This window comes from Streptomyces sp. So13.3, assembly GCF_005860785.2.
GTDB classification, from domain to species: Bacteria; Actinomycetota; Actinomycetes; order Streptomycetales; family Streptomycetaceae; genus Actinacidiphila; species Actinacidiphila fildesensis.
The window spans coordinates 3,075,226-3,088,264 of record NZ_CP048835.1; the positions used below are offsets into that span (position 1 = coordinate 3,075,226).

General features: G+C 71.1%; 16 protein-coding genes. 5 read left to right on the plus strand and 11 right to left on the minus strand.

The genetic code is table 11. The features are described 5' to 3' along the window. Nucleotides 1-34: 34 nt before the first annotated feature. From C8250_RS13930 to hisI, 6 genes are all read right to left on the minus strand, one after another. Nucleotides 35-718, minus strand: coding sequence for an enhanced serine sensitivity protein SseB C-terminal domain-containing protein (locus C8250_RS13930; RefSeq protein WP_138356918.1), 684 nt, complete (start codon nucleotides 716-718; stop codon nucleotides 35-37). Continuing rightward, nucleotides 715-1,068 carry a hypothetical protein gene (locus tag C8250_RS13935; protein WP_138356919.1) on the minus strand — a complete coding sequence of 118 codons (354 nt, stop codon included), beginning with the start codon at nucleotides 1,066-1,068 and terminating at the stop codon, nucleotides 715-717. Before C8250_RS13935 ends, C8250_RS13930 begins: the two co-directional genes overlap by 4 nt. A gap of 8 nt (nucleotides 1,069-1,076) precedes the next feature. Next, entirely contained in the window at nucleotides 1,077-2,900 is a 1,824-nt protein-coding gene (locus tag C8250_RS13940; protein ID WP_138356920.1) for a putative T7SS-secreted protein, read from the minus strand. Beyond that, the gene (locus C8250_RS13945; protein WP_138356921.1) at nucleotides 2,897-3,547 is read right to left on the minus strand and encodes a hypothetical protein; all 651 of its coding nucleotides are present in this window, start codon (nucleotides 3,545-3,547) and stop codon (nucleotides 2,897-2,899) included. The genes C8250_RS13940 and C8250_RS13945 overlap by 4 nt, the downstream gene beginning before the upstream one ends. Beyond that, complete coding sequence (locus C8250_RS13950; protein ID WP_138356922.1) at nucleotides 3,544-3,843, minus strand: hypothetical protein; 300 nt, start codon at nucleotides 3,841-3,843, stop codon at nucleotides 3,544-3,546. Before C8250_RS13950 ends, C8250_RS13945 begins: the two co-directional genes overlap by 4 nt. A gap of 131 nt (nucleotides 3,844-3,974) precedes the next feature. Further along, on the minus strand, nucleotides 3,975-4,358 hold the full coding sequence (hisI, locus tag C8250_RS13955) for a phosphoribosyl-AMP cyclohydrolase (protein WP_138356923.1): 384 nt from the start codon (nucleotides 4,356-4,358) through the stop codon (nucleotides 3,975-3,977). Between the two features lie 351 nt (nucleotides 4,359-4,709). On the opposite strand from hisI, the gene C8250_RS13960 reads away from it, so the two are divergent. Together C8250_RS13960 and C8250_RS13965 are read left to right on the plus strand one after the other, a co-directional pair. Next, nucleotides 4,710-5,390: a hypothetical protein gene (locus C8250_RS13960; RefSeq protein ID WP_138356924.1), complete on the plus strand. Its 681-nt coding sequence runs from the start codon at nucleotides 4,710-4,712 to the stop codon at nucleotides 5,388-5,390. A 33-nt stretch (nucleotides 5,391-5,423) separates the two neighbouring features. Continuing rightward, entirely contained in the window at nucleotides 5,424-6,056 is a 633-nt protein-coding gene (locus C8250_RS13965; protein WP_138356925.1) for a TIGR03085 family metal-binding protein, read from the plus strand. Nucleotides 6,057-6,096: 40 nt separating this feature from the next. Here C8250_RS13965 and C8250_RS13970 read toward each other — a convergent pair whose 3' ends face one another. After that, nucleotides 6,097-6,984, minus strand: coding sequence for a LysR substrate-binding domain-containing protein (locus C8250_RS13970; protein ID WP_138356926.1), 888 nt, complete (start codon nucleotides 6,982-6,984; stop codon nucleotides 6,097-6,099). Between the two features lie 94 nt (nucleotides 6,985-7,078). Between C8250_RS13970 and C8250_RS13975 the strand changes: the two genes are divergently transcribed. Genes C8250_RS13975 through C8250_RS13985 form a run of 3 tightly spaced genes read left to right on the plus strand, consistent with a single transcriptional unit; the run spans nucleotide 7,079 to nucleotide 10,471 of the window. Further along, the gene (locus tag C8250_RS13975; protein WP_138356927.1) at nucleotides 7,079-7,783 is read left to right on the plus strand and encodes a succinate dehydrogenase cytochrome b subunit; all 705 of its coding nucleotides are present in this window, start codon (nucleotides 7,079-7,081) and stop codon (nucleotides 7,781-7,783) included. Between the two features lies 1 nt (nucleotide 7,784). Next, nucleotides 7,785-9,731, plus strand: coding sequence for a fumarate reductase/succinate dehydrogenase flavoprotein subunit (locus C8250_RS13980; RefSeq protein WP_138356928.1), 1,947 nt, complete (start codon nucleotides 7,785-7,787; stop codon nucleotides 9,729-9,731). Beyond that, nucleotides 9,728-10,471: a succinate dehydrogenase/fumarate reductase iron-sulfur subunit gene (locus C8250_RS13985; protein ID WP_138356929.1), complete on the plus strand. Its 744-nt coding sequence runs from the start codon at nucleotides 9,728-9,730 to the stop codon at nucleotides 10,469-10,471. Before C8250_RS13980 ends, C8250_RS13985 begins: the two co-directional genes overlap by 4 nt. A 13-nt stretch (nucleotides 10,472-10,484) precedes the next feature. On the opposite strand, the gene hisF is transcribed toward C8250_RS13985, so the two are convergent. The 4 genes from hisF to hisH are packed head-to-tail and all read right to left on the minus strand — an operon-like array spanning nucleotide 10,485 to nucleotide 13,030. Continuing rightward, nucleotides 10,485-11,240 carry an imidazole glycerol phosphate synthase subunit HisF gene (gene hisF, locus C8250_RS13990; protein ID WP_138356930.1) on the minus strand — a complete coding sequence of 252 codons (756 nt, stop codon included), beginning with the start codon at nucleotides 11,238-11,240 and terminating at the stop codon, nucleotides 10,485-10,487. Next, a complete protein-coding gene (locus tag C8250_RS13995) occupies nucleotides 11,237-11,644 on the minus strand; it encodes a RidA family protein (RefSeq protein WP_138356931.1) in 408 nt (135 codons plus the stop codon). Before C8250_RS13995 ends, hisF begins: the two co-directional genes overlap by 4 nt. Continuing rightward, nucleotides 11,641-12,372: a bifunctional 1-(5-phosphoribosyl)-5-((5-phosphoribosylamino)methylideneamino)imidazole-4-carboxamide isomerase/phosphoribosylanthranilate isomerase PriA gene (gene priA, locus C8250_RS14000; protein WP_138356932.1), complete on the minus strand. Its 732-nt coding sequence runs from the start codon at nucleotides 12,370-12,372 to the stop codon at nucleotides 11,641-11,643. The genes C8250_RS13995 and priA overlap by 4 nt, the downstream gene beginning before the upstream one ends. A 22-nt stretch (nucleotides 12,373-12,394) precedes the next feature. Next, complete coding sequence (gene hisH / locus C8250_RS14005; protein ID WP_138356933.1) at nucleotides 12,395-13,030, minus strand: imidazole glycerol phosphate synthase subunit HisH; 636 nt, start codon at nucleotides 13,028-13,030, stop codon at nucleotides 12,395-12,397. Nucleotides 13,031-13,039 lie beyond the last annotated feature (9 nt).

The following is a 13,039-nucleotide window of genomic DNA, read 5'->3' on the forward strand; positions in this document are numbered from 1 at the left end:
CGGCAGCGTAATGGGCCTGCGGGCGGGCGCCCGCTCAGCCCCGCAGATCCGGCCGGACGTACGCGGGCTCGACGTCGGCGAGAACGACGGCGCGCAGGTCCTCCGGAACGTCGCCGAGGGCCACGATCTGCATCGGGTCGGCCAGGGCGATGTCGGCCGCGGCGGCCATCACCGCGTCCGCGGCCGCGGTGTCGGCTCCGGGCACCGCGTCGACCTCGTACACCACCAGGATCTTCTCCCGGGCGTCCGCGACCCGGTAGCGCGTGAGGTACAGCCGCCGCACCGCGGCCAGCGCCTCGATCCGCGGCAGTGCGGCGGCCAGCAGCCGGGGCTGCGGGTCCGCGGACGCCTTGACCTTGATGTACGCGCCGGCCGGGAACGGCAGGCCCGCCGCGATCACCACATCGCGCTCCTCGGCGGCCACGTGGATCGGCGAGGCGGCGCGCGGATCGATGATCAGCCCGGCCGCGGGCGGCAGTTGGGCGAGCAGTTCGGGAACGGTGATCTGGAACAGCCGGTAGCCCTCGGGCAGATCGCGCCGGATCTCCTCCGGGTCGGTGTACGCGACGGCGCACAGCGCTCCGGAGACATCCGTGTAGAGCGGTTCCGGGCCGCGGTCGCCCGTCCGCACACCGATCAGCACGACGCTGTCGGCCAGCCGGTAGATCAGCGGGGAGACCTCGATCGGCCGGGGACCCTGTTCGGCGTGCTCGCTCATAGCTCGATCTCCGCGTTGACGGCGGGCAGGTCCTTGGACAGCGGCGCCGAGATCCCGAGCCTGTTCAGGTTGTCGCTCAGGAACATCCTGGCACCGAGGCCGTTCGGCTGCGCCTCGACGGTCATCAGTTGAATGCTGGGGGGAAAGATGAACGTCTCCCTGAGCCGGGCCACGTGGAAGGGCTTGTCAAAGGTGAGTTCCCAGTCCCCGAAGTGCGGGTCGACGACATACCAGTACTTCTTGACCCGGTTTCCCCAGGACACCTCGGCGGCCACCAGCGCGTCCAGGTGCGCCCACTCGGTCCCGCCCGCACTCGAAGCCGCGATACGCAGCCGGGGGTCTTCCGTCATCTCTTCGCTCACCTGCTCGGCTCGGTGATTCTGGCGCCGTGGACCGCTCCTTGGGTGATCCCGCCGACGATGGTGATACCGCCCCGGGCCGTAGCGGCCGTGACGTTGTTGGTCAGGATGGGCGAGCCGGGCACCCGGTCGAAGTTGTTCAGCGGGATGTTCTGCCCGGGACCGACCGTGGCGACACCGTTCGGCGCGACCGGCAGGACGTTGCCGCTGTGGTCGATGACCGAGATGGCGCCGGAGTCGATGTGCGACATCACGTCGGGAACGAAGTACTGCGGCAGGCCGCCTCCTCCGAACTGCGGGTTGGCGTTCGCGTAGGCGCCGGCCGCCGGCACGTCGGAGTTGAACCGCAGGGTGACGCCCTCGGTCCGGTACTCATGCAGGATGAAGCCGCCCTTGTCGGACGGTCCTACTTGAACTCCCTTGCTGATCTCGGTGGAATCCGCGCCCAGTGACGCCATCGTCCCCTCCGGCATCACGAATCCGGTGATGCGCGGGTGCAGCGCCTCCGTGTTGGTGCCTGCCGGGATGACGGTGTCGTGCCACAGGTCGATCCCCGGGTAGCCGCCCGAGCCCTGCCAGGCGCGCGCTCCCTGGGACGGCAGTTCCGACGCCGCCTGGGTGCCGCCGCGCCAGCCCTGGAGGCCCTCGGAGAGGCTGGACCGGAACGAGCCGAAGAGCCCCGCCCCGTCACCGAAGCCGGCCCCGAACCCGGTCAGCGCGCCGGAGGCCCCGTACCGCAGCTCGGTGGCCATCGACGTCAGCTTGCCCAGTGCGGTGAACGGCAGGGCGCGCAGCAGTCCCGGGATGGCCGAGCGGCCCTTCCACAGGGCCATCGCGCCGGTGCCGATGCCCTTGATCGCACCCCATCCGGCGCCCAGCAGATGGCTGCCCACGCCGAGCAGCCCCTCGGCCGCGAAGGCGCCCTTCAGCGCGCCCAGCGAGGTGAGGCCCTTCGTCATGGGAATGCAGCTCAGCGCCGCGAGGGCCACATCCCACAGGGTCGCTTTCCCCTGGGTGTACTTGGCGATGGTGTCCGCGAGCACCAGCAGTGCCGCCGCGAAGACGATCCACGCGATCGGGCCGCCGATGATGAGCGCGATGATGCCGCCGACCGCGACCACGATCTTCGCGACGACGATGAGGCCGTTCCACGCCTTGGCGGCGAGGTCCCCGAGCTTGTGCCAGAACGAGTCCGGCGGGATGCCCGCGTCGGCGGCCTCGTGCAGTGACCTGCTCGCGGTGTCGGCGGCGGTGTTCCGCAGCTCCGCCGCCTGCCCGGCGAGCCGCTTGGCGGCGTCCAGCTGTGCCTGGGGACCGCTGAGCTGCGACTGCAGGGACGTGACCTGGCCCTGGGCGGCGGTGTGCTTGCGGGCCTGCTCCTTGACCTGGTCGGGGTCGGGCGGGGCGACCGCCTTGTCCAGCGTCGTGAGCGAGCCGTTGGCCGTGACGAGCTGCGCGTGCAGGCTCTTCACCTGGTCGTAGACCTGGCGGCCCTGGGAGAGCGCCCGGTCCGCCTGGCTCTGCGCCGAGTCGAGGGACGTCGCGTAGCCGTCGAGTGCGTCGGCGGCCAGGTGGTGGGAGTGCGCGACCTTGTCGAGCTGCCCGGGGAACTTGCCGATCGCCTCTTTGAAGACGTCACCGGCGGCGCCCACCCACGTCATCGTCGCGTGGTCACCGGCGAGGGCCCGGACGTTGCGGGACGCGGCCTCCGCGTCGTCGGCGATCCGGCGGGTGGTGGTGGCGAGTTGGCGGACCCGGAAGACGTCCCCCGGGGTCGGGTCCTCGTGCAGGTCGAGGATGTACCAGTCGGCCGGTCGGCTCACGATGTGGTCTCCACGAGGTCGGCTGCGCGGAACAGGCGGAAGGTGGAGCTGATCGCGTCGAAGACGTCGAGCAGCGCCGGCGCCACCTCCACGGCGGGACTGCTGCACGAGACGATGGCGACGCGGTTCACGTCCCGCAGCGGTACGAAGGTCTGCATGGTGACGACGCGCATCGGGCGGCCCGACTCGTCCTCGATGTCCTCGACCCCGTGGCTGCGGGCGGCGGGCCCGGCGTCCGGGAGTTCGACGGTGGACAGCTCGGTCCAGGTGTCGCCCTCGGCCTTGGCCGTCTTCGCGGTGAGCGGTGCGAGCAGCGGGGACAGCCGGTCCTCGGCGTCGCTGCTCGCGTCGACCGGCCCGGCGACGAAGGAGACGGTGACGCAGGCGGGCAGCAGGCCGTCCGCGACCGATTCCGCCATCACCGCGCAGTAGACCGCGCCGGCGTTCCAGGCGGCCGCCGCCTGGTTGCGCAGCAGCCGGACGATGTCGGAGCGGCGCTCGCGCAGTTCGGGCAGATCGGTGAGGCGCCGGCTGACGAGGTCGGCCGCCGAGGCGGCGCGGGTCGCGGGGCGGACGTCGACCTCGAACCAGCTGCCGGGGACGCGCAGGGTGTAGCCGACGCCCGTGTCGAACCTGGGGCCGCTCACTGCGGTGCCTTGGTGCCGTCGCGCAGCTGCTTGGCGAGGTCCTCGTCGACCTTGGTGTAGGCCTTCACGGCCTCGGTGACCATGGAGGACAGGACGCCGGCCGTGTTCTCGACATGGCCGCGCCCGTCGCGCCAGCGCTTCTCGAAGTGGTGCATCGCGTCGCGGACCCGGCCGTCGCCGTAGTCGGAGTCGAAGGAGTCGATCACCGAGTGGCTGGATTCGAGCCCCTGTTTGATCCGGGTGAGCTGGCCGGTGAACGCGTCCAGTGCCCCCAGGTCGTACCCCAGGTCCGTCATCGAACCCTCCCATCGATCCGCGGACCGACAGCTTGCCACAGTGGCCGATAACGTTTACGGCCAGGCCGGAAGGTCACCGGGATGGTGGGACGGACCGGGACGGACGAGGGCGGACCCCCCGCATCAGGGGGTCAGGGGCCCAGCGGCAGCGGGTCGGCGTCGAAGCAGGTGCGGTCGCCGGTGTGGCAGGCGGCACCGGTCTGGTCGACCTTGACGAGCAGGGTGTCGCCGTCGCAGTCGAGGGCGACGGACCTGACGTGCTGGACGTGCCCCGAGGTGTCGCCCTTGACCCAGTACTCGCCACGGCTGCGGCTCCAGTACGTGCAGCGGCCGGTGGTGAGCGTGCGGTGCAGCGCCTCGTCGTCCATCCAGCCGAGCATGAGCACCTCGCCGGTGTCGTACTGCTGCGCGATGGCGGGGACGAGCCCGTCGGCGGTGCGCTTGAGGCGGGCGGCCACGGCCGGGTCGAGCGGGGAGGACGGGGACGCGGGAGACGGTGCGGCGGTGTCGGGCATGCCTCTATTGTGCCGCCGGTCCTTCCGGCCTTTTGCGCCGCCCAAAAGGTGCGTTCGGTGATGAACGCGGCAGGTTCACCGACCTTGATTCCCTAGTCGCTCGCTGTTGTCACCCGTATGGGGCATCCTTCGTGCATGGGTTTTCCTCCGCCTCCGCCGAACGGTCAGCCGCCACCAGGGCAAGGTGGCGGCTTCGGTCCGCCGCAGAACTTTGGTCCGCCGACACCACCTCCTCCGCCGGGTGACGGCTACGGCTATCCGCAAGGCGGCCAGGGCGGTTACGGATATCCGCAGGGTGGTGGCCAAGGAGGCCAGGGCGGCTACGGCCCGCCCGGTCCTCCCGGACCGCCGGTGCCCCCCGGCGGCTACGGCTATCCGCCGGGTGGCGGCGGCTATCCTCCGCCGCCCGGTGGCGGCAACAACAACGGCCGGAACGCGGCGATCGCGATCGGTGCGGTGGTCGTCGTCGGGGCGATCATCGGCGGCATAGTCCTGGCCAGCAGCGGTGGCGACGACAAGAAGCCGGACGCGCTGACGAGCTCCAGCTCGTCGTCGTCCACCTCCGCGTTCCCGACGCCGACGGTGACGCTGCCGACCGACCTGCCGACGCTCGACATTCCCACCGACCTGCCGACCACCGGCTCCACCAGCAGCAGCCCGACCCCGGACCTGGTGCCGTACGTCGTGCTGAACCCGGGCAAGTGCTTCGACCACCCCGGCCTGGACAGCAGCGTGTCCGTCGTCACGACCCGCTCGTGCAGTTCGCCGCACGACGGCGAGGTCGTCGCGAACGAGACCCTGACCGGCAGCTTCACCACCGAGACCGAGCTCCAGAGCAAGGTGCTGAAGCTGTGCGAGCCGGACGCCAAGAAGCGTCTCGCCCGTATCCCGGCCGACGGCAAGACCTATTACTACTACGCGCTGTACCCGTCGCTCATGACGTACCAGATCCAGAAGAAGGACACGATCTCCTGCTCGCTGACCCTCAGCAACAAGGTCGACGGGAAGAAGCTCACCAAGGCCCTGCCGTAGCCGCGCGGCGAGGAGTGGACCTAACCTGACGTCATGTCGACTCATGCGCAGCGTGAACGTCTGCTCCTCGCCGATCTGCTGGAGAGCGCCGGGGCGGGTGCTCCGACGCTCTGCGACGGCTGGACCGCCCGCGATCTGGCCGCGCACGTCGTCATCCGCGAACGCCGCAGCGACGCCGCCGCCGGGATCGTGATCCCGCAGCTCGCGGCCCGGATGGAGCGCGTCCGGCAGGAGTTCGCGCGGAAGCCGTTCGAGGAGCTGGTGCAGCTCATCCGCACCGGGCCGCCGCGGATGTCGCCGTTCTCCCTCAAGCAGGTCGACGAGGCGGCCAACACCGTCGAGTTCTTCGTCCACGCCGAGGACGTCCGCCGCGCCCAGCCGGAGTGGACTCCCCGCGAGCTGGACAGCGTCTTCTCCGACGCCCTCTGGAAGCGCCTGGAGCGCATGGCCCGGGTCGCGGGCCGCAGGTCCCCGGTCGGGCTGGTCCTGCGCCGCCCCGACGGCCAGACCGCCGTCGCCCACAAGGGCACCCCGGTCGTGACGGTCACCGGTGAACCGGGCGAGCTGACGATCTTCGCCTTCGGCCGCCAGGAGGCCGCGCGGGTCGGGACCGAGGGGGACAAGGCCGCCGTGGCCAAGGTGTACGACACCAAGCTCGGCCTCTAGACCGGGCCCGTCGCGCAGCCGCCGGCGGGCCCGGAAGCAGTCACCGGTCCCGTGTGGCGTCCAGCAGGATGCGGCGCAGTTCGCGGGCGGCGCGGGGCGGGGAGACGTCGCCGCGGTGCGCGACGGAGATGGTGCGGTGCAGGCCCGGGGCGGCGAACGGAGTGATGCGCAGGCCGGAGCGCTCCGCGACCATGCTGGGGACCACGGCGAGGCCCAGGCCGGCCCGGACGAAGCCGAGAACCGCGTCCATCTCACCGCCCTCGACGGAGAAGGACGGCTCGAAGCCGGCCGCCCGGCAGGCCGCGAGGGTGTACTCCCGCAGGTCGTAGCCGCGGCGGAACATCACCATCGGACGGCCGCGCAGGTCCTCGATCCGCAGCTGCTTGCGGCGCACCGGAGCGGGATCGGCCGGCGAAGAGACCGCCACCAGTTCCTCGCGCAGGAGCTCCTCGGTGGCCAGGGCGGGAGCCTGGACGGGGAGCGGGGTGATGATCAGGGCGAGGTCGAGCTCCCCGGCGGCCAGTACCCGCACGAGGTCCTGCGAGCCGTCCTCGTGGACCACCAGGTCGACACCGGGGTACCGCCGGTGGAAGTCCTTCAGGACATCGGGGACCAGGCTGGCGCACAGGCTCGGCGGCGCCCCGAGCCGCACCCGGCCGCGCTGGAGCTGGGCCACCTCCTGGACCTCGCGGCGCGCGGTCTCGGCGTCGGCGAGGATCCGGCGGGCCAGCGGCAGCAGGACCTCCCCCGCGTCGGTGAGGGTGATGTGGCCCCGGGCGCGGTGGAACAGCTCGGCGCCCAGTTCCCGTTCCAGCGCCCGGATCTGCTGCGACAGCGACGGCTGGGCCACATGGACGCTCTCGGCGGCGCGGGTGAAGTGCCGCAGGTCCGCGACGGCGGCGAAGTACTGGAGCTGGTGCAGCTGCATGGTGCCAGCCTAGATCGCCGCATAGGCATTGCCTATCGAAAGCAGCCGCATCATGTCTTGGACGGATGGCGGCGCCCGGCCTAGCGTCCTGTCCATGGCACTGGCGACACGTACGGAACGGCGACCATCCCCCGCGGCGGCCCTGTGGCGTTCGACCGTCGGCAAGAAGGCGGTCATGGCCGTCACCGGGGTGGCGATGCTGCTGTTCCTCGTCGGGCACATGCTCGGCAATCTGAAGATCTTCTTCGGCGCCCCGGAGTTCAACGCCTACGCGGCCTGGCTGCGCACCATCGGCGAGCCCGTGCTGCACTACGGCTGGTTCCTGTGGCTGATGCGGCTGGGCCTGGTGGCGGCCGTCGTGCTGCACGGCGTCGCGGCGTACCAGCTGAGCCGGCGGGACCGGGCCGCCCGGCCCGCGAAGTACGCCCACCGGCGGCAGCGCGCCAGTTACGCCACCCGCACCATGCGCTGGGGCGGCGTGATCCTCGCGCTGTTCATCGTCTGGCACATCCTGGACCTGACGACGCTGACGGTGAATCCGCGCGGCCAGGCGCACCACCCCTACGAGAACATCGTCGCCGACTTCCGCAACTGGTACGCCGATGTCTTCTACATCGTGGCGATGCTCGCCCTCGGCCTGCACATCCGGCACGGCTTCTGGAGCGCCGCGCAGACCCTCGGCGCCAACAACGCCCGGCGGGACCGCGCGCTGAAAGCCCTGGCCAACGCCCTGGCGCTCGTCCTGACCTGCGGATTCATCGCCGTGCCCGTTGCCGTCATGACTGGAGTCGTGAGCTGACATGACCGACTACTCGCGCTGGACCACCGGCGAACCCGTCGTCGACACCAAGGCCCCCGAAGGCCCGATCGCCGAGCGCTGGGACCGCCGCCGCTTCGAGGCGAAGCTGGTGAACCCGGCCAACCGCCGCCGGCACACCGTCATCGTGGTCGGCACCGGGCTGGCCGGCGGCGCGGCCGGCGCCACGCTGGCCGAACAGGGCTACCACGTCGTGCAGTTCTGCTATCAGGACTCGCCGCGCAGGGCGCACTCCATCGCCGCGCAGGGCGGCATCAACGCCGCCAAGAACTACCGCAACGACGGCGACGCGGTGCAGCGGCTGTTCTACGACACCGTCAAGGGCGGTGACTTCCGCGCCCGGGAGTCCAATGTGCACCGCCTCGCGCAGGTGTCGGTGGAGATCATCGACCAGTGCGTCGCCCAGGGCGTCCCGTTCGCCCGCGAGTACGGCGGTCTCCTCGACACCCGCTCGTTCGGCGGCGTCCAGGTGTCGCGGACCTTCTACGCCCGCGGGCAGACCGGCCAGCAGCTGCTGCTCGGCGCGTACCAGGCGCTCACCCGGCAGATCGCGGCCGGCACGGTCGAGATGCACGCGCGGACCGAGATGCTCGATCTGATCGTGGTCGACGGCCGGGCGCGCGGCATCGTCGCCCGCGATCTGGTCACCGGCCGCATCGACACCTACTTCGCGGACGCGGTGGTGCTCGCCTCCGGCGGCTACGGCAACGTCTTCCATCTGTCGACCAACGCCAAGAACTCCAACGCCACCGCCATCTGGCGGGCCCACCGGCGCGGCGCGTACTTCGCCAATCCCTGCTTCACCCAGATCCACCCCACCTGCATCCCGCGCTCCGGCGACCACCAGTCGAAGCTGACGCTGATGAGCGAGTCGCTGCGCAACGACGGCCGGATCTGGGTCCCGAAGGTGCGGGGCGACGAACGTCCGCCGAACGCGATCCCGGAGGAGGAGCGGGACTACTACCTGGAGCGGCTCTACCCGGCGTTCGGCAACCTGGTGCCCCGCGACATCGCCTCGCGCGCCGCCAAGAACGTGTGCGACGAGGGGCGCGGCGTCGGACCCGGCGGGCAGGGCGTCTATCTGGACTTCGCCGACGCCATCGCCAGGACCGGCCGCGCCGCGGTGGAGGAGAAGTACGGCAACCTCTTCGAGATGTACGCGCGGATCACCGCCGAGGACCCGTATGCGGCGCCGATGCGGATCTATCCCGCGATCCACTACACGATGGGCGGCCTGTGGGTCGACTACGACCTGCAGACCACGGTGCCCGGTCTCTTCGCCATCGGCGAGGCCAACTTCTCCGACCACGGCGCCAACCGGCTCGGCGCCAGCGCCCTCATGCAGGGCCTGGCCGACGGCTACTTCGTCCTGCCGGCCACCCTCAACGACTATCTGGCCCGGCACCCGCACGACACCGTGGACCCCGCGCATCCGGCGGTCGCCGAGGCCGTCGCCGACACCGAGGACCGGCTCAACCTGCTGCTCGCCGTCAACGGCGACCGCACCCCCGAGTCCTTCCACCGCGAACTGGGCGAGCTGCTCTGGGACGAGTGCGGCATGGCCCGCACCGAGACCGGGCTGCGCAAGGCCCTGAACCGCATCCCGCAGTTGCGCGACGAGTTCTGGCGCCGGGTCAGGGTGCCCGGCTCCGGCGCCGACCTCAACCAGTCGCTGGAGCAGGCCAACCGCATCGCCGACCATCTGGAACTCGCCGAGCTGATGTGCCTGGACGCCCTGCACCGCGCCGAGTCGTGCGGCGGCCACTTCCGCGAGGAGAGCCAGACCCCGGACGGCGAGGCCGCCCGCGACGACGAGTCCTTCGCGTACGCCGCGGCCTGGGAGTTCACCGGTATCGGCCGCGCCCCCGTCCTGCACCGAGAAGACCTGGTCTTCGAGCACGTCCACCCCACCCAGCGGAGCTACGCGTGAAACTGACCCTGCGCATCTGGCGGCAGACCGGCCCCGACGAGCCGGGCCGGATGACCACCTACGACGTCACCGGCATCTCCCCCGACATGTCGTTCCTGGAGATGCTGGACCATCTGAACGAGGAGCTGATCCTCGCCGGTGACGAGCCCGTCGCGTTCGACCACGACTGCCGCGAGGGCATCTGCGGCGCCTGCGGCATGGTCATCAACGGCCGGGCGCACGGCCCCGAGCGGACCACCACCTGCCAGCTGCACATGCGGCACTTCACCGACGGCGACACCATCGACGTCGAGCCGTGGCGCGCCGCCGCCTTCCCGGTGGTCAAGGACCTCGTCGTCGACCGGTCCGCGTTCGACCGCATCATCGGCTCCGGCGGCTACATCACCGCGCCCACCGGTGCCGCCCCGGAGGCGCACGCCACCGCGGTGCCCAAGCCGGTCGCCGACACCGCCTTCGAGCACGCCGAGTGCATCGGCTGCGGCGCCTGCGTGGCGGCCTGCCCGAACGGCTCGGCGATGCTCTTCACCTCGGCGAAGGTCGTCCACCTCAACGTGCTGCCGCAGGGGGCGCCCGAGCGCGAGTCCCGCGTGCTGGACATGGTCGGGGCCATGGACGCCGAGGGCTTCGGCGGCTGCACCAACACCGGTGAATGCGCCACGGCCTGCCCGAAGGGCATCCCGCTGCCGTCCATCGCGGCGATGAACCGCGAGTACCTGCGGGCGCTGAGCAAGGGCAGGTGAACGGACGGACTCCTCAGCGGACGGGGTGACCGGCCTCGCGCAGCGCGTTCTTGACGTCCCCGATGCGCAGGTCCCCGAAGTGGAAGACCGATGCCGCCAGCACCGCGTCGGCGCCGACCGCCACCGCGGGGGCGAAGTCGGCGAGCTTGCCGGCGCCGCCGGAGGCGATGACGGGGACGGTGACGTGCTTGCGGACGGCCTCGATCATGGCGAGGTCGTAGCCGTCCTTGGTGCCGTCGGCGTCCATCGAGTTCAGCAGGATCTCCCCGGCGCCCAGTTCCGCGGCCCGGTGCGCCCATTCGACGGCGTCGATACCGGTGCCCTGCCGGCCGCCGTGCGTGGTGACCTCGAACCCGCCGGACGCGTTCCGCCGGGCGTCGACGGAGAGCACGAGCACCTGTCGGCCGAAGCGCTCGGCGATCTCCCGGATCAGGTCCGGGCGGGCGATGGCGGCGGTGTTGACGCCGACCTTGTCCGCTCCGGCGCGCAGCAGCTTGTCGACGTCGTCCGTGGTGCGGACGCCACCGCCGACGGTGAGCGGGATGAAGACCTGTTCCGCGGTACGGCGCACCACGTCGTAGGTGGTCTCGCGGTCGCCCGAGGAGGCGGTGATGTCGAGGAACGTCAGCTCGTCCGCGCCTTCGGCGTCATAGAGCTTCGCCATCTCGACGGGGTCGCCCGCGTCCCGCAGGTTCTGGAAGTTGACACCCTTGACGACCCGGCCGTTGTCCACGTCCAGGCAGGGGATGACTCGGACCGCGAGGGTCATTCAGGGGCTCCTCGATACGCTTCGACCTCGACCTCGACCAGCACCCGCGAGTCGACGAAGCCGTTGACGACGACCATCGTCGCGGCCGGCCGTACATCGCCGAACAGTTCCTTGTGGGCGCGGCCGACATCCTCCGCGTCCCGGGCGTGGCTGAGGTACATCCGGGTGCGGATGACGCTGTCGGCCCCGAGGCCGAACGGCTCCAGCGCGGCGATCGCGTTGCCGAAGGCGAGCAGCGTCTGCTCGTACGGGCTTCCCTCGCCCCGCACCACACCGCCGACCAGTGGCATGGTGCCCGCGACGATGACCCGGTCCCCGGCCGCGACGGCACGGGCGAAGCCCATGGTCTCCTCCCAGGGGCTGTGGTCGGACTGCACGCGGCGAACTGCGGGGGATTCGGTCATCGTGAAACGGCCTCCAACGCCTCTTCCAAGGTGAACGCCTTGGCGTAAAGGGCCTTGCCCACGATGGCGCCTTCGACACCTTCGGGTACCAACGTGGCGATCGCGCGCAGATCGTCGAGCGACGAGACGCCACCGGACGCGACGACGGGCTTGTCGGTGGCGGCGCACACGTTCTTCAGCAGTTCCAGGTTGGGTCCCTGGAGGGTGCCGTCCTTGGCGATGTCGGTGACGACGTACCGGGCGCACCCTTCGGAGTCCAGCCGGGCGAGCGTCTCGAACAGGTCGCCGCCGTCGCGGGTCCAGCCGCGGCCGCGCAGGGTGGTGCCGCGGACGTCCAGGCCGACCGCGATCCGGTCGCCGTACTCGGCGATGACCTTGGCGACCCACTCGGGCGTCTCCAGGGCGGCGGTGCCGAGGTTGACGCGGGTGCAGCCGGTGGCCAGTGCCGCCGCGAGCGACGCGTCGTCGCGGATGCCGCCGGACAGCTCGACCTTGATGTCCATCGATCCCGCGACCTCGGCGATCCGCGCCCGGTTGTCACCGGTGCCGAAGGCCGCGTCCAGGTCCACCAGGTGCAGCCACTCGGCGCCCGCCTGCTGCCAGGCGAGGGCGGCGGCCAGCGGGTCGCCGTAGGACGTCTCGGAGCCGGACTCGCCATGGACGAGGCGGACGGCCTGGCCGTCGCGGACGTCGACGGCGGGAAGGAGTTCGAGGCGGTTCGTAGCCATAGGAAGTGACGTCCTAGAGGTTCTAGAGGTGGTCGAGCCAGTTGGTCAGCAGCTGGGCACCGGCGTCGCCGGACTTCTCGGGGTGGAACTGGGTGGCCCACAGCGGGCCGTTCTCCACGGCGGCGACGAACGGTTCGCCGTGCGTGGCCCAGGTGACCTTCGGGGAGCGGATATGGGGGTTGGTGACCTCCAGCTCCCACTCCCGCACCGCGTACGAGTGCACGAAGTAGAAGCGGGCGTCGGCGTCGAGACCGGCGAACTGCCGGGTGTCCTCGGGCGCCTTGACCGTGTTCCAGCCCATGTGCGGGACGATCGGGGCCTGCAACGGCTCGACCGTGCCGGGCCACTCGTCGCAGCCCTCGGTCTCGGTGCCGTGCTCCACCCCGCGCGCGAACAGGATCTGCATCCCGACGCAGATCCCCATCACGGGCCGGCCGCCGGACAGCCGCCGGCCGATGATCCACTCACCGCGGACCGACTTCAGCCCGGCCATGCAGGCGGCGAACGCCCCGACGCCGGGCACCAGCAGCCCGTCGGCGTTCATGGCCCGGTCGAAGTCACTGGTGATCTCGACGTCGGCGCCGACGTGCGCCAGCGCGCGCTCGGCCGAGCGGACGTTGCCGAATCCGTAGTCGAGGACAACCACGCTCTTGCTCATGGCGGCCCC